Below are 19,973 nucleotides of genomic sequence, written 5' to 3'. Positions count from 1 at the left end.
TTAGTATAATGAAAAAATAGGCAAAAGCTGATAAAGCATCGTATGATTTACGTGGACTTTTTGTGCTTTTATGAAAGAAGGTAGAGGGAATGCAAATTACGATAACCATTTTACTTATGGCCGGTATTGGAGCTGCAATCGGCGGCTTTACAAATTATCTGGCGATCAAGATGCTTTTTAAACCATATAATCCTGTTTTTATTGGAAAATGGCAGGTGCCATTTACCCCTGGATTAATTCCGAAGCGCAGAGGAGAGCTCGCTGATCAAATGGGTAAGCTTGTTGTCAATCACTTGCTTACGCCTGCAAGCATTAAACAAAAATTTATGAATGAAAAGTTTCGAACTGAATTGACTCTTCTCGTTCAAAAGCAGCTTAGCAGTTTTTTAACGTCAGAACAAACACCAGAACAGCTATTTGAAAAAATGGGCATAACAAATGCTGTAGAAAAAACAGAAACACAACTTGACTTGCTAGTGGAAAATAAATATGAGCAATTTATGGGCAAATACCGTGATAAGCCCTTGCGTGACGCTTTGCCAGCTGAGATTATTGAAAAAGCAAACAGTAAAATACCGCTCATTACATTAATGATTCTGCAAAAGGGAATTTCTTATTTTTCCAGCATGGATGGGTATATGCGCATTCAGCGCATGGTCGATGATTTCGTCCGCGAAAGAAACGGCATGTTTGGCAATATGCTGCAAATGCTGGCTGGAAACATCAATCTCGCAGATAAAATTCAGCCGGAAATCATTAAGTTTCTAAAAAGTGAAGGAACGGCAGATCTAATTACGACTTTAATAAAAAATGAATGGGAAAAACTGCTTGAACGCGAAGCTGCTTTTTTTGAAGATCAATTTGAAAAAGAAAAGCTCGTTGGGATGGCCAAACGATATGTAAAAAAAGCTGTTAACGCAGAAAAACTATATAATACTCCAGTTTCAGAGCTGACTGCGAAATATCATGACACTATCGTGGATGACATAGCACCAAAAATGGTTGCATTTGGTGTAAATGAGCTATCAGAAAAAATAGAAACACTGATGGAACGCCTGCGCATAGCAGATATTGTAAAAGAACAGGTTAGCGGATTCTCAGTAGCAAGGCTCGAAGAAATGGTCTTCTCGATTATAAAGAGCGAGCTGAAAATGATTACGTATTTAGGCGCTCTTCTTGGAGGAATAATCGGAATAGTCCAAGGGATTATTGCACTATTAATGAATTAAAGGTATATGATTAGATTTCAAAGAACCAGTCTGTTATAGTGGTTTGGTATGAAGAAAAGCGGAAGGCGCTTGCTTAGGGACGACAAGCTTAAGGCGAGACGGCTGGAAGGTTGCCCTTTAACCTTCAAGACGGATTGACTTAAGACCTCGAGTCCCTAGCGCCTGAAGCTAGACAAAGAAAAGCGGAAGGCGCTCGATTAGCGCCAGCTGCTAGAAAAAGGAGTGTCTATTATGGCAGTAAACGTATTTGATTCAGCATATGAACTTGAAAAAACAGTGCGTCAGAGCGAAGAATATGTATCATTAAAAAAAGCGTATGATGAAGTGAACGCAGATCCTTCTGCAAAATCAATGTTTGATAACTTCCGCAACATTCAATTAGAGCTTCAGCAAAAGCAAATGTCCGGCCAGGAGATCAGTCAGGAAGAAGTAGAGCAGGCTCAAAAAGCGGTTGCGCTTGTACAGCAGCATGACAAAATTTCTGCTCTTATGGAAGCAGAACAGCGTATGAGCATGGTGATTGCTGAACTGAACAAGATCATTATGAAGCCGCTTGAAGATTTATACGGAGCTGGCGAGTAAGAAAGAACATAAGCATATAACAAGAACATAGAGCCGAATGATTAGGAAGTGAACCTCTAATCATTCGGTTTTTTGTTTGTGATTTTATTATATAACCAGCAAATAAAAGCGCAGGTGGAACAGGCTTGTTTAAATGCACAAACCATATGCAATAGTGTATGAATTTAATGGAATTTGCCGTTACTATATAAAGAGAAAAGAAAGGAGCAGAGACCATATGAAGCAAGCAATTTTTCTGGATCGTGATGGCGTCTTAAATGAAGTTCTGACAGATCGGGTCAAATTTGTAAACAAACCTGAACAGCTTTTTCTACTAGAAGGTGCAGCTGAAGCTGTTGGAGAACTTACAAAAAGCGGTTATGACATTTTTGTCGTGACCAATCAAGGCGGAGTTGGTTTGGGGTTTATGAAGGAAAAACAGCTGGTCGAAATACATAGCAGGCTGGAAGAGCTAGTTGGTGAGCATGGGGGCAGCATTACAGAGGTGGCCTATTGCCCTCATAAACCAAAAGAAGGCTGTGAATGCCGCAAGCCAAATGCTGGAATGCTTCTAAGGCTTGCTGAAAAATATGAAATTGATCTCGCAAACAGTGTCATGGTAGGCGACCATGAACGTGATATAGAAGCAGGGATTAAAGCGGGCTGCAAAACGGTTTTTATCGGAGATGAAGAAACGAAAGCAGATCGAAGAGCAGATTCGCTTAAAGAAGCAGTACCATTGATTTTAGAATTGCTTTAAAACCTCGAAAAGATAAATCAGCATTACTAGAAAAGCTCAAGCTGCAGTGATTGTTCTATTTCTGCTTTCGCTCTCATACAAGTGTTATAGGGACAATTTACACCATGAATGGGGGCAAAAATATGATTTATCGACTGCTCGCTTTAAATATTGACGGTACACTGCTGCAGTCAAACGGCAGGCTGCACAAATCTACAAAAGAAGCAATCGAGTATGTGCAGGAAAAAGGCATATATGTAACCTTAATTACATCCCGCAGTTTTCCATCTGCGAAAAAGGTTGCGAAGGCTTTGAGGCTGGACACACAGATTGTGACGCATAGAGGAGCATTTATCGGCAAAAACATCGATAAACCAGTTTATGTGAATAGAATTGCAGAAGAAGTCACATATGATATTATTCGATTTCTTGAAGGGTTTCCTTGTCAAATTAGAATCGTACATGAAAAATTTGCATTAGCCAATAAATATAAGCTTAATCATAACTTAATGGCAAAGACGGTATTTTCTTCAGGGGACCCAGTTTTCTATTCACAGCAATTTGTTGAGTCTGTAAGCGAGACTATTTTAGAAGAGCCTGTTTCACCGCCGAAGATCGAAGTGTACTTTGAGAACAGTGACGATCTTGAAGACGCAAGAACGGCTATCAGAGGGATGTTCTCGGAGGTAGACATGCTTAAGCTCAATGACCTTCGCCTTGAGATTGTCAGTGCTGGCGTTTCAAAGCTTAATGGTCTCTTATACTTAGGTGAGCAGCTTGGCATCCGCAGTAACCAAATGGTTGTCATTGGAGATGGAATGGATGATCTTGAAATGATTGAAGCAGCCGGGTTAGGAGTGGCAATGGGCAATGCGCCAGCTGAGGTTAAAAATGCTGCAGACTGGCTGACAAGAACCAACGACCAGCACGGCGTCACCTACATGGTCAAAGAACACTTCCGCAAACAGCAGCCAATCCAATTTTTGCGCAAAATGAACTTATTAAAATAATATTGCATTTCCTGGGCTAAAGAAGAAATTCTTTAGCCTTTTGAATATAAAGCTAAATGAAAGACAGGATCGTTTACACATAGAAGTTACTCTAATATTGACCTAATAAACTCTCTTTTGTAAACTTAAAGAAGTTTGTTTAAATACGATCCTATTTCCACAAGGGAATAGTTTTTATAAAAAGGTGATTCTAGTGAAACTAATGATACAAGGTATAGAGGATGACCGTTTTCATCGTCCGCTTCGTCTGATTGCCAATTTGTTTTTTGAAGAAAGTCACATTGTGATGGAAAATGAAGCAGAGGATGCCGATGTGCACATCGCTTTTGAATTTTCTATGGATACATCGGTTCAAGTTTCTGCAAAGCTGCAAGATCTGAATGGAGTAAGCCATTCTGCTCAGTACGAACGTATTCTTGGATCGGATCTTACAGAAAAAGAAGAGTTTAAACAGTTGAAGCATGCTGTTTCATATGTCTATTTGACAGTATTGCAGGATTGGACAGGTGTAAGACAAAAGTGGGGCATTTTAACTGGCATAAGGCCAACGAAGCTGCTGCACCGCCACATACAAAACGGACACCCGCTTACTGCGGCACATCAGCAGCTAAAAGAAGATTATTTAATTACAGATGAGAAGATAGAGTTAATGCAAAGGATTGTCGATCGCCAGCTTGCAGTTGTGCCGGATCTATATGATCTCCAAAAGGAAGTCAGCATTTATATTGGGATCCCCTTTTGCCCAACGAAATGTGCGTACTGTACTTTTCCCGCATATGCCATCAATGGCAGACAAGGTTCGGTGGATTCATTTTTAGGCGGCCTTCATTTTGAAATTAGAAAAATCGGGGAATGGCTTAAAGAAAATAACGTCAAAATTACGACCGTTTATTATGGCGGCGGTACACCGACGAGTATTTCGGCCGAAGAGATGGACATGCTTTATGAAGAAATGTACACCTCATTTCCAGATGTAGAAAACATCCGTGAAATTACGGTCGAGGCAGGACGGCCGGATACGATTACACCGGCAAAATTAGATATATTGAAAAAGTGGAATATTGACCGGATCAGCATTAATCCGCAATCCTATACGCAAGAAACACTTAAAGCCATCGGCAGACATCATACTGTTGAAGAAACCATTGAAAAATTTCATCTTGCCAGAAATATGGGTATGAATAACATAAACATGGACTTAATTATCGGTTTACCAGGTGAGGGCTTAAAAGAATTTGAACATTCTCTTGATGAAACAGAAAAGTTAATGCCTGAATCTCTAACTGTTCATACACTTTCGTTTAAGCGTGCTTCTGAAATGACGAGGAATAAAGCGAAGTATAAAGTGGCGGAACGCGATGAAGTCGAAAAGATGATGGAAATGGCTGAAAAGTGGACAGTTGAAAAGGGGTATGAGCCGTATTATTTATACAGGCAGAAAAATATCCTCGGCAATCTCGAAAATGTAGGTTATGCTCTTCCAGATCAAGAGAGCATCTATAATATTATGATTATGGAAGAACTGCAGACCATCATTGGCATCGGCTGTGGAGCAGCAAGTAAATTTATTGATCCTCAATCAGGAAAGATCACGCACTTTGCCAATCCAAAAGATCCGAAAACATACAATGATAGCTTTGAAGCGTACACACAAGAAAAAATTGATATATTGAACGAGCTATTTTTACAAAAACAAGAATAAACCTTCAAGAAAAAGGCTGTGACATAAGTATTTAACATGACATAGAACTGAATGATTAGGAAGTTCTTCTTTCTAATCATTCGGTTTTTTATTTGTTATTTAAAAATAGTTCTTTTAAATATGAGTGAAATGGAGCGGAGGACCCTCGACTCCGGAGGGAAATAGAGGAAAAGGTGAGACCCCGCAGGAGCCCGTGCGACGAGGAGGCTCAGCTTCCTCCCCTCGGAAAGCGAGGGTCCGCAGCGCAATGGAACGCGCTTGTTTAAATTACCAAACCAATTACATTTATATTCAAGTCTTAGAAATAGAATTTTCGTTTTGTCCAAGAGCTTTTCTTTTTAAATAAAAAATTTTCATCAAAGCAGGATAATCATCATGGGAGACGAATGATATAAAGACAATCAATCATATACTTCTAAGAGTAAAATGTAAGCGTTTACTATATAAAGGGGGAATGTTTATGATGATGCAAACACCTTTGACGATGACGCAGATGATTAGAAGAGCTGAAAAGTTTTTTCCAAAAAAAGAGGTTGTCTCAAGAACAGGCAGCGGCATTCAGCGCTTTACGTACAAAACGATTGCAGAACGAACAAAAAGGCTGGCTGAAAGTCTGCAGAAGCTGGGCATTAAACGTGGAGATAAAGTTGGTACATTAGCATGGAATCATCACCGCCACTTAGAAGCCTATTTTGCGATTCCGTGCAGCGGTGCTGTTCTGCATACAATTAATATCCGACTTTCTCCGCAGCACATTATATACATTATCAATCATGCAGAAGATCAGGTGCTGCTGATCGATCCTGACATTTTCCCATTAATTGAAAAGGTAAAGGACCAGCTGACAACTGTGAAGGCCTTTATTGTCATGTGTGCTGAAGATGAAATGCCTGAAACAACGATAGAATCTGTTTATAATTATGAAAGATTGCTGCAGGAAGCAAGCGGAAACTATGAATATCCTGATGATTTAGATGAAAACGCACCTGCAGGGATGTGCTATACATCAGCAACAACAGGTAATCCAAAAGGAGTTGTCTATTCTCACCGCGGCATTGTTTTACACAGTATGGCGCTTGGAATGGCAGATAGCGCCGCTGTCAGTGAAAAGGATATTGCACTGCCGGTCGTGCCAATGTTTCATGTCAATGCCTGGGGACTGCCTTTTGCAGCGGTATGGTTTGGCACAAGTTTAGTTTTGCCTGGTCCTTACTTTACACCAAAATTAATAGCGGAACTAATAGAGTCTGAGAAGGTGACCATTACTGCCGGCGTTCCTACCATTTGGCTTGGGCTGTTAAAAGAACTAGACGAAAACAATTATGACATGAGTTCACTGCGAAGTGTCCTCTGCGGCGGATCAGCAGCACCACGCGGGATGATAAAAGCGTTTGAAGAGAAGCACGGCATTCCGTTTATGCATGCTTATGGAATGACAGAAACGAGTCCGCTTGTTGTTATTTCTTCATTAAAAAGCTATCAGGAAGAACTTTCTACAGAAGAAAAGTTAAATATTAAAGCCATGCAAGGCATTCTCGTCCCTGGCTTGGAAATGAAGGTTGTCGGAAAAGATGGAGAAGCATCATGGGACGGTAAGGAAATGGGCGAATTAGCGATACGGGGACCGTGGATTGCATCGGGGTATTATCGTGATGAGCGATCGGATGAAGCGTTTCGGGATGGCTGGCTTTATACCGGTGATGTAGTGACTGTTGATGAAGAGGGCTTTATGAAAATTGTAGACCGTACAAAGGATTTAATAAAAAGCGGCGGTGAGTGGATCTCCTCGGTTGATCTTGAAAATGCATTGATGGCACATGAAGCCATATTTGAAGCGGCTGTCGTTTCTGTTCCGCATGAAGAATGGCAGGAGCGTCCCGTTGCCTGTGTTGTTTTAAAGGAAGGATACAAAGGAAAAGTAACGAAAGAAGAGTTATACACCTTCTTACAGCCGCAGTTTGCGAAATGGTGGCTGCCTGATGACATTCTTTTCATGGAGGAAATACCAAAAACGTCTGTCGGGAAGTTTCTGAAAATGAGATTAAGAGATCAGGTTCGAATGATGAGTTCGGAGCTGAACTAATATACGGATCGAGCGCTTGGGATATTTTGTCCAAGCGCTTATTCAATTGTTCCCTTTTACAAAGCCTGTTACTTTTACAAGGACTTCATGAAGTCAGATATTATTTTAATGAATTATTCTGAAAATATTTCTCAAATGGTGATGTTGTCTTTATAATGGAAGAGAGATGGAAAAGGAGGGAATAATGATGGGAAAAGTAAATCTGAGTGTAAACGATCGAGTTGCAACGGTCGAGCTAAACCGGCCTGATTCGTTAAATGCACTTGATGTTGAGATGCTGAAAGAATTATTGAGTGTATTAAAAGATGTGAGTAATTCGGATGGAATTGATATTGTTGTCCTGCTTGGTAAAGGCAGAGCGTTCTCATCTGGCGGGGATATAAAGACGATGATGGCGGCTGAAAATGAAAGCGATTTCTATCAGGTTATGGACTGTATTAACGAATTGGTTGTAACTCTTTACAGTATGCCTATGCTGACAATTAGTGCAGTGAGAGGGGCAGCTGCCGGTCTTGGGCTTAGTTTAGCTCTTGCAACCGATTATATTATCGCTGATTCTGCCAGCAAGCTGGCGATGAACTTTATTGGCATCGGCTTAATCCCTGATGGAGGGGCACATTTCTTCCTTGAAAATAGAATTGGTGAAGATAAAGCAAAACAGCTGATCTGGGAAGGGAAGATCTTAAGTGCTGAAGAGGCATTTTCCAAAAACATCATTCATGAAATAGCTGCTGGAGAGCTGGAAGAGGCCCTTGATGTGAAGATTAATAAATGGCTGAGCAGTCCTGTACAAGCTATGATCAAAACGAAAAAAATACTATCAGATAAAAATCGCCCATTGCTTTTAAAGGTGCTGGAGCTTGAAAAGCTGGGACAGGCCAAAATGAGAGAAACACAGGATCATAAAGAAGGGATACAAGCATTTATCGAAAAAAGAAAGCCAGTATTTCAAGGCAAATAGTTTTAGTTAGGCGGGACTATCCAATGTTGCTTTACGCAAATTGGATCGCCCGCCTTCCTTTTGTAAACTGTTATTCTTTCATAAATCCATCAGTAAAAAGGATGTTTTACATAAAAAAGAGAATGCTATGAAAATAAGGCTGGACAGAGCCAGATGATCAATCCACATATTCAGCGGTGGAATAGAATGAGTTTGCCAGCAGGAGAGGTACAGCGATGCGTTTTTTCATGCATGGCTTTTTCGTGCAGCAGGTTCTCTCCTTTTGTTTTTGCTTCTTGGTCATTTTGTGCCTGAAAGGCTTCATCCAGAATTTTTTCACCGTCTTGTTCAAAGACTGTCAGTTTATATGTTTGCATAAGATTCTCCTTTTCATAAAGAATTCTGACTGTTACCACTATTCAATCATACGAATAGAATGAACGCAATTTTTTAATGGAACTTTTTTCTTTTCTCATTCGTATATAAGATATGGCCGTTTAAAGGAGGAGATTATATGGTATTAAAGCTGGCCCAAGTCACAAAAAGATTTGGTTCATTTACAGCCGTTGATGATTTATCACTGGAAATCCCGGAAAAAGAGATGTTTGGCTTTCTTGGTGCAAACGGTGCAGGTAAAACAACTACCTTTCGCATGGTCCTTGGGTTAATTGATCCTACCGATGGAACCATTACATGGAAAGGGAACAGGATTGATTATAAGACAAGTCATATTATCGGTTATCTGCCCGAAGAACGCGGTCTTTACCCAAAAATGAAGGTAAAGGATCAGATTGTCTATTTAGCACGATTGCGGGGAATGGAGAAGCAGGATGTTTTGTCGGAGCTTGATTATTGGCTGAATCGATTTAAGGTGCCAGAATACGCTGACAAGAAAGTGGAAGAGCTGTCTAAAGGCAATCAGCAAAAAATTCAATTTATCACAGCAGTTATACATAAACCTGAGCTATTAATCTTAGATGAGCCTTTCAGCGGGCTAGACCCCGTTAATGTTGAATTATTAAAAGAAGCTGTAGTCGATTTAAAAGAAAAAGGAACAACGATTGTCTTTTCTTCACACCGAATGGAACATGTTGAAGAGCTTTGTGAGCACTTATGCATTATGCAAAAGGGAAAGCCGATTGTGCATGGATCGCTTAAAGAAATTAAACGTTCATTCGGTCGCAAAAATTTAATCGTTCATGGCGATTTTTCAATGGAGTTTTTCAAAACACATCCTCTTGTTCTGAAGGCGAAGCTAACCGCAGAGGGTGCACATCTGCAAATCTCAAAAGAAGAGGATGCGGAAGCTATTTTAAAAGAAATAGTCGGGAAAGGCTTTATCCGCAAATTTGAATTAGAAGAGCCTTCATTAAACGATATCTTTATTGAGAAAGCAGGTGCGGCATATGAATAGTTTTTGGATTATATTATCTCATACCTACTTTTCTAAGCTAAAAACGAAATCATTTATAATTACCACGATCATAACAGCTTTGCTTGTAGCAGGATTGGCAAATATGAACAATATCATCGGCTTCTTTGAAGGAGATGAAGCGGCAGATCAAGTACTGGTTATGGATCAGGAATCAGAATTATATGCTCCTTTGGCAGAACAGCTTGAGCTTGCAGAGAGTGAACTGATTGTTGAACAGTTCACTGGAACAGAAGAAGAGGCAGAGGAAGCAGTAACAAATGGAGAGTATAGCGGTTTGCTGCTTTTATCGATGAATAGCGATAATATGCCAGAAGGATTATATAAAGCAAGAAGTGTGGCAGATTCAACAATCTCCGGAGAATTACAGGGTGCACTTCAGCAATTGAAGACGGTCATGGCAGCCTCAGAAGTTAACTTAACACAAGAGCAATTAAATCAGCTTTATGATCCAGTTTCTTTTAATACAGCTGCACTTGAGGATAATGCTAAATCAGCAGAGGAATTGAATCAGGCACGCGGTCTCGTGTATGTTCTTCTCTTTGTTATTTATTTTGCGGTGATTATGTACGCAAATATGATTGCGATGGAGGTTGCAACAGAGAAATCATCCCGTGTTATGGAAATTCTCATTTCAAGTGTGCCACCGATCCGACAGATGTTTGCCAAAATATTGGGTGTTGCCCTATTAAGCCTGACACAAATGCTGGTCATCCTTGCTGTTGGATATTATTTTGTAAAACAGAATCTTGACTCGATGCAGGGCGGCTTTTTTGAATTCTTTGGCTTTGGCGATGTTCCTGCTATCACGATCACGTATGCTGTCATTTTCTTTATTTTAGGATATTTCCTGTATGCGACTCTTGCTGCATTTTTAGGATCACTTGTCAGCAAAATTGAAGATGTGCAGCAGATGATTACACCAATGACAATGGTAATTGTTGCGGCCTTTTTAATTGCCATGTTTGGATTGACGGATCCTGAAGCATCCTTTGTAACGATCACATCCTACATCCCATTTTTCACTCCAATGATTATGTTTATGAGGGTAGGAATGCTGACTCTTCCAGTGTGGGAGCCGATTTTAGGAATCGCAATCCTGCTGATTTCCATCATTGTGCTCGCCATCTTTGGAGCCAAAGTATACAAAGGCGGCGTATTATTATACGGCAAGTCTTCTTCGTTTAAAGACATTAAGAAAGCATTGCAGCTGTCCAATAAGGAATAAAATGTTCTAGGCTCCCATCTGGGGGCTTTTTTTATGGTTTTTTTACCGAATACGATATATGGAGAACGTGCATTCGCTTTTGAATTCATGTACAATAAGTGCATAAAACCTAGTTAAAGAGGGATCGGAATGAAGAAAGTAACATTTATTCATGCGGCGGATTTACATTTAGACAGCGGAATGGCTGGACTGCGCCATTTGCCTCAGCCTATTTTTTCAAAACTGAGAGAGAGTACATTTGAATCGCTCTCGAGCATAGTGGATGCTGCGATCATACATAATGTAGATTTTGTTGTGTTAGCTGGTGATTTATTTGATGCAGAAGACCGCAGTATTCGTGCCCAAATCATTTTTATAAAAGAAATGGAGCGGCTCGCCGAAAAGGGTATTTCTGTATTCGCTGTACATGGGAATCATGATCACATGGAGGGCAGCTGGATTCATCTGCCTCTCCCGAACAATGTTCATCTCTTCTCAAACCAAGTTGAAACGGTGGAGTTTTTAACAGAGTCACAAACTTCTGTTCATTTATATGGATTTAGTTATCATAGCAGGCATGTATATGAGCGCATGATTCAGCATTATAAAAAAAGAGATGGAGCGGATTTTGACATCGGTATTCTGCATGGTCAGCTTGAAGGAGAAAGTGAGCACGGAACCTATGCTCCTTTTACCATCTCTGAGCTGGCAGATAAGAACTTTGATTATTGGGCACTCGGACATATACATAAAAGAAATGTAATTCAAAATGAACCGCCAATAGTTTATCCAGGCAATACCCAAGGCAGGCATGTGAAGGAAACAGGAGATAAGGGCTGTTATCTCGTTCAGCTTTCAGAAAAAGGTGCAGAAATGACATTTATAAAGACAGCTCCAGTTGTGTGGTCTGAAAGAGAATTAAACTGTGAGGAAGCTGCTTCTTTTCAGGAAATCTATTCAAAGTGCCTAGACCTTTTAGATGAAGAAAAAATGAACGGCCAAGCAAAAATTTTAACCCTGACTCTGCAAAATACAGATCTACCTTCAAAGGATGCAGCTGCTATTCGCGAGGGGGAGCTGCTTGAAATGCTGCAGGAGCATGAAGCAGAAGGGGAAGATGGCTTTATATGGATTGCTGACCTTCTTGTAAATGAAAGAAAAAAATGGAACAAAGAGAAACTGATGTCCGAATCCGCTTTTTTTGCAGAAATGTTTCATGCAGCTGGCGATTTGGAAGGAATTGGCATGAGCTTAGAACTTTTATATAAGCATCCGGAAGCGAGAAGGTTTTTACAAAAAAAGAGTGAAGATGAGCTGGATTCCATTTCAAAAGAAGCAGAAAATCTGTTAATGCAGTTACTATATCAAAGCTAAGGAGGTGCTCATCCTGAAGATTATAGAAATACAAATCTATGGATACGGCAAGCTAGTGGATAAGACCTATTCACAAATTGGCGATTTTCAAGTGTTTTATGGTGAAAATGAAGCAGGAAAATCAACGATCATGGCCTTTATACATGCTATCCTCTTTGGATTCCCGCCCAAACAGCAAAACGAATCGAGGTATGAACCAAAAGAAGGCAGCAAGTATGGAGGCAAGCTGACCGTTTTATTTCCAGGCAAAGGCAAAGCGGTTATTGAACGGGTGAAGGGAAAGTCAGCCGGAGATGTTACGGTCAGAATGGAAGATGGAAGTGCTGGTTCTGAAGCGCTCTTAAAAGAATTATTGCATGACATGGATAAAAAAATGTTTCAATCAATCTTTTCTTTTAATGTTCATGGATTGCAGAATATCCACCAGATGAATGGCGAGGATCTGGGCAGGCTGCTCTTTTCTGCTGGCGCCCTTGGCACAGATCAGCTCCTTCTGGCAGAGCAAACGCTGCAAAAAGAGCTGGAAACGCGTTTTAAACCGAATGGAAAAAAGCCAGCATTAAATCAAAAAATTTCAGAAGTAAAAGAACTGTACAAAAAGCTTCAAATGGCAGAGCAAAAAAACGAGGAATATTGGCATCTTATAAAAGAAATAGAAAAGCTTGAGAAACAGATTAAGAGAATGCAGAAAGACCTGGCTGAAAGCAAAGAGAATGTTCATACTCTTACTTCCTGGCAGCAGATAGAGCCAGTCTACAAGGAAAATAAGCTTCTGGAGAAAGAATGGATTGCATATAAGGACCTCGTATTCCCAATCGATGGTTTAGCTCGCTTCGAACGGCTTCTTGAAGGGCAGCGACCGCTTCTCGCAAAGCAATCTGCTTTAAAGAAGCAGATTACACAATTATCCGAGGAGATTCGAGCGGGCCAGGCAAATAAAGAAATATTGTCAGCTGAAAAAGAAATAACAAGTATTTCGGAACAGCTTCCGCTTATGCAAAAACTTAGAGAAGAGGAAAAGACACTTTCTTTAAAACGTGCAAACATAGAGAGTGATGTTCAAGACTTAAACGAAAGGTTAAATATAACCTTATCTGATGGCGAAATTGCCTCTATTGATACAAGCATTCATAAAAAGAAGCAAGTATCAGAAGCTGAGGATGAATATAAAAGATTAGTTGCCAAGAAAGCGGATTTGGATGAGCAATTTAATGAGAGTACAAGGGAATTGGATCTGCTCGAGAAAAAAGTGAACGAGCTCAAAGCTCTGCTGCTGTCTTCTAAAGAAGAGGATGAATTACAGAAGAAACAGGATGAGGTTGAGGAAAGAAGCAGGCTGCAGCAGGAACTTGATGAAATGAGGAAGAAACAAAAGGCAGAGAATTCGGGTCGATCTGGACAGCGGCAGCAAAGAAAACCGAAAAACGATGCGAAGCCAGCCGTTTTATTAGCCTGTTTGTTCTTCATTCTTACTGTTTGGTCGCTGCTTCAGCAGGAATGGCTCATAGGGATAATAGGTGCTGCAGGTCTGCTATTTGTTATATATCATTTCATAGTAAAGTCTAAGGCAAAAATGGATGCAGGAGACACTGCGGGCTTAGAGCAGCGGCTGATAGACATAGAAAAGCGCCTCGAAGAGCTTCCAGACCACGATATAAAGACCCTTGCTGTTTTAAAAGCACAAAACGACGAACGAAAACAGAAACTAAAAGAGCTGGAGATCTATATGCAGCAGGAGATTCTCTCAAATGAAAAGATCATTTCAGGATTTGAACGTTGGGAAGTTGCCTTTCAGCAATCCAAAAAGAAGCTGCAGGAGCTTTGCGCTCATCTTCATCTTCCTTTGCATAATGAAGAGACACTTGAGCAACTAGGTGAAGCCTATCGTTTGCTTGAACAATTGAAAACCGCTGTAAAAGGAAAAAGACATATTGTTCAAGAGTATGCTCAAACATCTGAAAGTCTAAAAATGCTGCAAGAGAAAATAGATAAACTGGCAGAAAGATTTCACCTTCATCATGAATTAAGTTATGCAGAGAAGGTTTATGAATTAAGAAAAATGTTAAAAGATGAAATAGCTAAAAAAGGGAAGGAAGAGGAAGCTGCTCGGGAACTTCAGAAGCTGGAAGAGGAAGAGCACACCTATCTGCTTGAGATCAGTCAGTATCAAGAGGAACTTTCAGAACTAATGAAGCAAGGAAATGCAGCAGATCAAGAGCATTTTCGAGAGCTGGCAAAACAAGCAGAACGAAGAGAGCAGATAAAAGCGAGAAGAGATGCATTACAGATGCAATTGCAAATTTCACCGTTATCATTAGAACAAATGGAGTATTTGGCAGGTGAAAAGAATGAAAAACAAACGCTTGAAGAGTTAACAGATCTTGTTGACTCACTGGAAAATTCAATTCCCGACTGCCAAAAAAAGTTGGCAGAGATGAAATATGAAGCGAAACGGATTGAAGAAGGCGGTACACATGCAGAATTGCTGCATCGATATAAGCTAATCAAGGCCGAGCTGGATCAGGATGCACAAGATTGGGCTAAATATGCAGCTGCACAGCATATTTTGAGAAAAACGATTGCTGCTTTTAAAGATGAACGTCTTCCCAAGATTATAGCGAAAGCAGAGGAACATTTGAGCATACTGACGGGCGGAGAATATGTTCGGATTTGGCCAAAGCAGGAAGAAAGCGGCTTTTATATTCAAAACAAAAGAAAAACCTCTTTTGAAGTTTATGAACTAAGCCAAGCTGCAAAGGAACAGGTATATGTTGCTCTTAGATTAGCCTTGGCGGAAACAGCTTATGAAAAAGAGAACTATCCGCTAATCATCGATGATAGCTTTGTTAATTTTGATCATAACAGGACAGAGCGAATGATGAAGCTTCTTCGTTCACTGACAAACAGGCAAATTCTATTTTTTACCTGTCATCAGCATTTGCTTTCCCAATTTTATGATAAGGAAACGATTGAATTGACAGCCCCATTGCTGACTAACAGATAATTGTTAGTGGAGGCATAAGGGTGTCTGTTCCTGCCTGAACTTCGAAACTATCGCTTTCTATGTTATACTATTTTCATAGAAGGGAGCGTCGGTGCACGTATGAGCAAAGGAATTGTATATTACGAAGTTGGAGAACAAATAGAAGTATTTCTGCTGATTAAAAACGCAACAAAAGGGATTGCCAGCAACGGCAAGCCGTTTTTAACATTAATTTTTCAGGATCAGAGCGGAGAGATCGAAGCGAAGCTCTGGGATGTATCAGATGAAGATGAAAAAAGCTACAGTCCTGAAACGATTGTAAAAGTAGCTGGTGATATTTTAAATTACCGTGGACGTAATCAGCTTCGTATTCGCCAAATTAGACCAGCGTCTCCTACAGATCCAGTAAAACTAGCAGATTTTCTTGAAACTGCGCCTGTAAGTACAGATGAAATGATGAGTAAAATCACTCAATATATATTTGAAATGAAAAACCCGAATGTGCAAAGAATAACCAGACATTTGCTCAAGAAACATCAAAAAGCGTTTCTGGAATTTCCGGCTGCAACAAAAAATCATCATGAATTTGTATCCGGTCTTGCCTATCATGTTGTATCTATGCTTGACTTGGCCAAATCAATTGCAGGACTCTACCCTAGTCTTGATAAAGACCTCTTATATGCAGGTGTGATTCTTCATGATTTAGGGAAGGTTACGGAGCTTTCTGGTCCTATATCAACTGTGTATACCGTTGAAGGGAATTTGCTTGGACATATCACGATTATGGTGAATGAAATTGGCAAAGCAGCAGAGGAACTTTCTATTAGCGGTGAAGAGGTTATGGTTCTTCAGCATCTCGTTCTGTCCCATCATGGAAAGGCAGAGTGGGGGAGCCCGAAACCGCCGATGATTAAAGAAGCGGAAATCCTTCATTATATTGATAATTTAGACGCAAAAATGAATATGCTAGACCGTGCGCTCCATCGCACAAAGCCTGGCGAATTTACAGAACGAGTTTTTGCACTCGATAATCGATCCTTTTATAAGCCAACCTTTCATAAGTAAAAGAATGAAAAGAGGCTGGGATATAAATATTTAACACACTTATAGAACCGAATAGTTAGGAAGTTCATCTTTCTAATCATTCGGTTTTTTTTTTTGTAATTGTAAAATATATTTTAGTAACATGAGTGAAATGGAGCGGAGGACCCTCGACTCCTGTGGGCAATAGAGGAAAAGGTGAGACCCCGCAGGAGCTTGCTCCTGGGAGGCTCAGCTTCCTCCCCACGGAAAGCGAGGGTCCGCAGCGCAGTGGAACGGACTTGTTTAAATGAGCAAAACAAGATATTGAATATTGGTGTTTATTTCTTTTTTCCAGCTTCTTTTTCTATTTAAAAATATAGTAGCTCCACATAGCCGCGAAGGCTACATAAAAATAGCATAAATCTATGAAAACTGCATAAAGTTTTAATAGGTAATAGGACAAACTAAGAAGAGATGAGGGATTAACTTGATTCCAGTATGGGTGTATTTTATTGCGGCAGGAATCGTTTTTTGTGCAATTATGGCGATTAAAACAGGCAGAGATGAAAGACGTGAGGAAAATGAAATGATTGAGCGCGAAGGAGAAGTGTATATGCAGCGGCTAGAGGAGAAGAAAGAGGAGAAAAAGGCAGGCGAACGCTCCTTTGGATGAGACGTGCTAAAGCATAAAAAACGGGTTCCTTATTCAGGAACCCGTTTGTCTTTATTCTGTTTCAGTTTCTGATTCTTCAGTGCTTTCTTCTTCAGTGTTCTCTGTGTCAGCATCTTCACCTTCTGCAGAGCTGTCACTTATGATGCTTTTCAAATCTTCATCCTTAACATCTACATTTGCATCTTTCAGTTCTCTGTCCAATGCAGCTTGTACAATCGTTGGATCCTGTTGAAGCTTAGCTACTTTAAGATCATGTTCCATATCTTCTTTCATTTCATCAAAAGACTTTTTCTCTTCTTTTTCAGTTACTTGGATAACATGGAAGCCATGCTGAGATTGAACAGGCGCACTGATTTCATCTACATCAAGTGCATACGCCGCTTCTTCAAATTCTGCTACCATTTGACCTTGTCCAAACCAGCCTAAGTCGCCGCCATTTGCAGCAGAACCAGGGTCTTTAGAATATTCAGTTGCTAATTCTTCAAAGTTTCCGCCATCATCAAGCTTTTGTTTCACTTCGTTAGCTGTTTCTTCATCCTCTACAAGGATATGACGAGCCTTAATGCGAGGCTGATAATTATCATAGTATTCTTGTACTTCTTCTTCAGATACTTCTACATCTTTAACTGCAGCTTTTTCCTGCAATAAAGTTGCACGCAGTGTTTCTCTAAGCTGATCTTCATCTTCATAACCGTATTGCTGCAATGCTAGCTCAAAATTTGCACCAAGCTGCTGCTTTAATTCATCCATCTGTTCATTCAATTCTTCATCCGTAACTTCATAGTTTTCGGATAGAACTTTTTCGTATACAAGCTCACGAAGTGTCTGTTCACCATATTTTTCCTTCATCGCTTCATATAGCTCGTCCTTCGTTATATCGCCATTTCCTGTTTCAACAACAGCGTCAGAGCCTCCATTGCTACAAGCACTTAATCCTAAAACTCCAGCAGCAAGGGAGAAGGAAATAACCCATTTTTTCATGTTGAACACTCCTAATCGTTAATTTCAATTGGCTGCTTTCAAAAACGCAGTTGTTCATAAGGTGACGGTTTCTTCCACACGAATCTAATGAATGGCCGATTTTACAGATGACAAAAGCTTATATTCTTTGCCTTGCATTCAACTTATTAAAAACAACAACATTTAGAAAAAGCCTATTTTTGTACACATCCATTACTATACCATAATGTATTTAATAAAAAAAATAAAACTACATAGTCAATTTAAAAAATTTGGGTATTTGCCTATCCCGAAATTTGATTTGCTACATATGATACATAGAAACTGCGATAAGCGGTTTTGAAAAACAGCCAGGAAAGAAATTTCAGATTCCTGGTGAAAATGCCTACTCGAAAACAGAAGGCTTTGAATAGTATATGGTAGCAACCTATGAGGGAGGTGTTATCATGGGCGGTGCATACGGCAGCGGATTCGCTTTAATCGTTGTGTTGTTCATCTTATTGATCATCGTTGGTGCAGCATGGCTTTAATTTAAAAAGACATTGGGTTCTCTGAACCCTTTGTCCCAACGAGAAAGGAGGAATTTGAATGTCTGGTTCAAACGGATATGGTTATGGTGGAGGTTTCGCGTTAATCGTAGTTCTTTTCATTCTGTTAATTATCATCGGAGCTTCTTGGCTGTAACTTAGAAGACCGTACCTTGTAGATGAAGGATACTTTCTTATATAAGGAATGCTGATGGTACTAAATCAGTATGAGTATCTCCCGGCTTTAACCCGGGAAAATGCAAAGGACGCCATAAAGCGTCCTTTGCATATGCAATTCATATTTTTATATCATTTATACAAAATGAGACAAAAATAACCAAGCTGTGATATACAGCCTGGTTATTTGGCATTACGTAAATGAAATTTCTACAAAAGAAGAAATAAGAAGAATCGTGATCAGAACATTAATTGTTCTATAAACCTTTGGCTGGCGTTCTTCAGGTATTTCCTTTTGCAGACAAAGGGAATATGTCATTTTGTTAATATAGAATAGAATAAATATAGCAAACACAATAAAAATGGAGATCAACGAAGATTCCCTCCCCATCGGCGAAGTTTTCTTACTTAATTACAATAACAAAATTTAAATAAAAAAGATAGTATTTAAGATTGTAACAGGATTTTCTTTTCTAATTAAATTTAGCATATGAAAAAAAGACATCCATTATGAGATGTCTTTTAAAGAATAACTGAAATAAGCAGAATCTGTCAAAAATTTAGTATGAAGAAGGAGTGCCTTTTACCCAGTTTTAACCTTCTCTTTGCAATAATATTTCAAAACCATCTTCATTTTCTTCTATAAAGGACTGAGCAGGAGCTTTCATGACATCTTTCATGATGATCATGTCAAAAAGACAAATCCCTGTATGATAAGCTATTAAAATAACAAAATAGTGAACATAATGAGGGAAAAGAAAACATCCAGCAGCCAACAGCGCATTAATTACAATAAAAGGGGTGCAAAGGGCAATTAAAAAGGTAAAACGCGTAATTGGTTCATTTACAATAAAGTGCAGAATCGGCATAATGCCAAATCTCATTTCTGCTGTTTTTTTCACCTTTTTTCCACAAGGTATTAATGGAATGAAGTGAAGAATTTTATGAAGCGGATAAAGAATCCACATTCCTGCCACAAACAAAATAAAATAATTATCATAAAAGTAGTTCGGAACAAAAAGATAAGTAGCTGGTACATACACTATTATAAAAGTAAGTAGCATTGTTAAGGAAGACAATATAAAAAGCCGCTCGGGTCTATATTGTTTAGTGAAATTAATCGTCTTCCAGCAGTTCATCATGTTAGACCTCCAAAGGGAGAAAGTATTAGTTAAATCCAAAACTTACTAAGATACTTTACGATGAATAACATGAAAAATCAATAGGTATTTTTATGGTTAATATTAGAAAAAATGAGGAGTGATTTTATAGTCATTTTGATGAATTATTATGTAGATTATTCTGGGGCTTTGCAAAGGTTTTTTTTAGTGTACAAATAGCATAGAGATTAAT

General features: G+C 39.4%; 19 protein-coding genes. 15 read left to right on the top strand and 4 right to left on the bottom strand.

Annotation, left to right across the window (positions count from 1 at the left end):
- Positions 1–89 precede the first annotated feature (89 nt).
- The 7 genes from A6754_RS15915 to A6754_RS15885 all read left to right on the top strand — a co-directional run bounded on the left by A6754_RS15915 (position 90) and on the right by A6754_RS15885 (position 8,285).
- A complete protein-coding gene (locus A6754_RS15915) occupies positions 90–1,229 on the top strand; it encodes a DUF445 domain-containing protein (protein ID WP_066447863.1) in 1,140 nt (379 codons plus the stop codon).
- A 231-nt stretch (positions 1,230–1,460) separates the two neighbouring features.
- Positions 1,461–1,811 (top strand): YlbF/YmcA family competence regulator, encoded by a 351-nt coding sequence (locus A6754_RS15910; RefSeq protein ID WP_066447861.1) that lies wholly within the window; start codon positions 1,461–1,463, stop codon positions 1,809–1,811.
- Between the two features lie 217 nt (positions 1,812–2,028).
- Positions 2,029–2,550 (top strand): D-glycero-alpha-D-manno-heptose-1,7-bisphosphate 7-phosphatase, encoded by a 522-nt coding sequence (locus tag A6754_RS15905; RefSeq protein ID WP_066447856.1) that lies wholly within the window; start codon positions 2,029–2,031, stop codon positions 2,548–2,550.
- Positions 2,551–2,672: 122 nt separating this feature from the next.
- Complete coding sequence (locus A6754_RS15900) at positions 2,673–3,539, top strand: Cof-type HAD-IIB family hydrolase (protein ID WP_066447852.1); 867 nt, start codon at positions 2,673–2,675, stop codon at positions 3,537–3,539.
- A 202-nt stretch (positions 3,540–3,741) separates the two neighbouring features.
- Positions 3,742–5,241 (top strand): coproporphyrinogen III oxidase, encoded by a 1,500-nt coding sequence (locus A6754_RS15895; protein ID WP_371806978.1) that lies wholly within the window; start codon positions 3,742–3,744, stop codon positions 5,239–5,241.
- Positions 5,242–5,704: 463 nt separating this feature from the next.
- Positions 5,705–7,324: a long-chain fatty acid--CoA ligase gene (locus A6754_RS15890; protein ID WP_180320289.1), complete on the top strand. Its 1,620-nt coding sequence runs from the start codon at positions 5,705–5,707 to the stop codon at positions 7,322–7,324.
- A 187-nt stretch (positions 7,325–7,511) separates the two neighbouring features.
- On the top strand, positions 7,512–8,285 hold the full coding sequence (locus A6754_RS15885) for an enoyl-CoA hydratase (protein WP_257298199.1): 774 nt from the start codon (positions 7,512–7,514) through the stop codon (positions 8,283–8,285).
- 170 nt (positions 8,286–8,455) lie between these two features.
- Here the strand turns inward: A6754_RS15885 and A6754_RS15880 are convergent, their stop codons facing one another.
- Positions 8,456–8,641, bottom strand: a complete 186-nt coding sequence (locus A6754_RS15880) for a YhzD family protein (RefSeq protein WP_066447839.1) — start codon at positions 8,639–8,641, stop codon at positions 8,456–8,458.
- Positions 8,642–8,778: 137 nt separating this feature from the next.
- On the opposite strand from A6754_RS15880, the gene A6754_RS15875 reads away from it, so the two are divergent.
- The 6 genes from A6754_RS15875 (at position 8,779) to A6754_RS15850 (ending at position 16,956) form a co-directional block, all read left to right on the top strand.
- Positions 8,779–9,678 carry an ABC transporter ATP-binding protein gene (locus A6754_RS15875; RefSeq protein ID WP_066447837.1) on the top strand — a complete coding sequence of 300 codons (900 nt, stop codon included), beginning with the start codon at positions 8,779–8,781 and terminating at the stop codon, positions 9,676–9,678.
- A complete protein-coding gene (locus A6754_RS15870; RefSeq protein WP_066447834.1) occupies positions 9,671–10,924 on the top strand; it encodes an ABC transporter permease in 1,254 nt (417 codons plus the stop codon). Before A6754_RS15875 ends, A6754_RS15870 begins: the two co-directional genes overlap by 8 nt.
- Before the next feature lie 129 nt (positions 10,925–11,053).
- Positions 11,054–12,277 carry a metallophosphoesterase family protein gene (locus A6754_RS15865; RefSeq protein ID WP_066447831.1) on the top strand — a complete coding sequence of 408 codons (1,224 nt, stop codon included), beginning with the start codon at positions 11,054–11,056 and terminating at the stop codon, positions 12,275–12,277.
- Positions 12,278–12,281: 4 nt separating this feature from the next.
- Complete coding sequence (locus tag A6754_RS15860) at positions 12,282–15,281, top strand: ATP-binding protein (protein ID WP_257298194.1); 3,000 nt, start codon at positions 12,282–12,284, stop codon at positions 15,279–15,281.
- Positions 15,282–15,380: 99 nt separating this feature from the next.
- Positions 15,381–16,325, top strand: a complete 945-nt coding sequence (yhaM, locus tag A6754_RS15855; protein ID WP_066447828.1) for a 3'-5' exoribonuclease YhaM — start codon at positions 15,381–15,383, stop codon at positions 16,323–16,325.
- 445 nt (positions 16,326–16,770) lie between these two features.
- A complete protein-coding gene (locus tag A6754_RS15850) occupies positions 16,771–16,956 on the top strand; it encodes a sporulation YhaL family protein (RefSeq protein ID WP_066447826.1) in 186 nt (61 codons plus the stop codon).
- A gap of 51 nt (positions 16,957–17,007) precedes the next feature.
- On the opposite strand, the gene A6754_RS15845 is transcribed toward A6754_RS15850, so the two are convergent.
- A complete protein-coding gene (locus A6754_RS15845) occupies positions 17,008–17,937 on the bottom strand; it encodes a peptidylprolyl isomerase (RefSeq protein WP_066447825.1) in 930 nt (309 codons plus the stop codon).
- Between the two features lie 425 nt (positions 17,938–18,362).
- Here A6754_RS15845 and A6754_RS22455 point away from each other — a divergent pair, with 425 nt between their 5' ends.
- Positions 18,363–18,446, top strand: coding sequence for a YjcZ family sporulation protein (locus A6754_RS22455; protein ID WP_139785739.1), 84 nt, complete (start codon positions 18,363–18,365; stop codon positions 18,444–18,446).
- Between the two features lie 58 nt (positions 18,447–18,504).
- A complete protein-coding gene (locus tag A6754_RS15840) occupies positions 18,505–18,600 on the top strand; it encodes a YjcZ family sporulation protein (protein WP_066447818.1) in 96 nt (31 codons plus the stop codon).
- Between the two features lie 213 nt (positions 18,601–18,813).
- On the opposite strand, the gene A6754_RS15835 is transcribed toward A6754_RS15840, so the two are convergent.
- On the bottom strand, positions 18,814–18,993 hold the full coding sequence (locus tag A6754_RS15835; RefSeq protein WP_066447810.1) for a hypothetical protein: 180 nt from the start codon (positions 18,991–18,993) through the stop codon (positions 18,814–18,816).
- Positions 18,994–19,213: 220 nt separating this feature from the next.
- Positions 19,214–19,762, bottom strand: coding sequence for a DUF3267 domain-containing protein (locus tag A6754_RS15830; RefSeq protein WP_066447807.1), 549 nt, complete (start codon positions 19,760–19,762; stop codon positions 19,214–19,216).
- Positions 19,763–19,973 lie beyond the last annotated feature (211 nt).

Origin of the sequence: Cytobacillus gottheilii (assembly GCF_001636345.1) — a bacterium.
GTDB classification, from domain to species: Bacteria; Bacillota; Bacilli; order Bacillales; family Cytobacillaceae; genus Cytobacillus; species Cytobacillus gottheilii.
This window is presented reverse-complemented; position numbering and strand designations above follow the sequence as displayed.

What these genes read in the sequence shown, in the direction of transcription:
- A6754_RS15830 (WP_066447807.1), bottom strand. Translation starts at nt 19,762, where the DNA reads ATGATGAACTGCTGGAAGACGATTAATTTCACTAAACAATATAGACCC.
- A6754_RS15840 (WP_066447818.1), top strand. Translation starts at nt 18,505, where the DNA reads ATGTCTGGTTCAAACGGATATGGTTATGGTGGAGGTTTCGCGTTAATC.
- A6754_RS15845 (WP_066447825.1), bottom strand. Translation starts at nt 17,937, where the DNA reads ATGAAAAAATGGGTTATTTCCTTCTCCCTTGCTGCTGGAGTTTTAGGA.
- A6754_RS15865 (WP_066447831.1), top strand. Translation starts at nt 11,054, where the DNA reads ATGAAGAAAGTAACATTTATTCATGCGGCGGATTTACATTTAGACAGC.
- A6754_RS15890 (WP_180320289.1), top strand. Translation starts at nt 5,705, where the DNA reads ATGATGCAAACACCTTTGACGATGACGCAGATGATTAGAAGAGCTGAA.
- A6754_RS15900 (WP_066447852.1), top strand. Translation starts at nt 2,673, where the DNA reads ATGATTTATCGACTGCTCGCTTTAAATATTGACGGTACACTGCTGCAG.
- A6754_RS15910 (WP_066447861.1), top strand. Translation starts at nt 1,461, where the DNA reads ATGGCAGTAAACGTATTTGATTCAGCATATGAACTTGAAAAAACAGTG.
- A6754_RS15905 (WP_066447856.1), top strand. Translation starts at nt 2,029, where the DNA reads ATGAAGCAAGCAATTTTTCTGGATCGTGATGGCGTCTTAAATGAAGTT.
- yhaM (WP_066447828.1), top strand. Translation starts at nt 15,381, where the DNA reads ATGAGCAAAGGAATTGTATATTACGAAGTTGGAGAACAAATAGAAGTA.
- A6754_RS15885 (WP_257298199.1), top strand. Translation starts at nt 7,512, where the DNA reads ATGGGAAAAGTAAATCTGAGTGTAAACGATCGAGTTGCAACGGTCGAG.
- A6754_RS15880 (WP_066447839.1), bottom strand. Translation starts at nt 8,641, where the DNA reads ATGCAAACATATAAACTGACAGTCTTTGAACAAGACGGTGAAAAAATT.
- A6754_RS15895 (WP_371806978.1), top strand. Translation starts at nt 3,742, where the DNA reads ATGATACAAGGTATAGAGGATGACCGTTTTCATCGTCCGCTTCGTCTG.
- A6754_RS15870 (WP_066447834.1), top strand. Translation starts at nt 9,671, where the DNA reads ATGAATAGTTTTTGGATTATATTATCTCATACCTACTTTTCTAAGCTA.
- A6754_RS22455 (WP_139785739.1), top strand. Translation starts at nt 18,363, where the DNA reads ATGGGCGGTGCATACGGCAGCGGATTCGCTTTAATCGTTGTGTTGTTC.
- A6754_RS15915 (WP_066447863.1), top strand. Translation starts at nt 90, where the DNA reads ATGCAAATTACGATAACCATTTTACTTATGGCCGGTATTGGAGCTGCA.
- A6754_RS15875 (WP_066447837.1), top strand. Translation starts at nt 8,779, where the DNA reads ATGGTATTAAAGCTGGCCCAAGTCACAAAAAGATTTGGTTCATTTACA.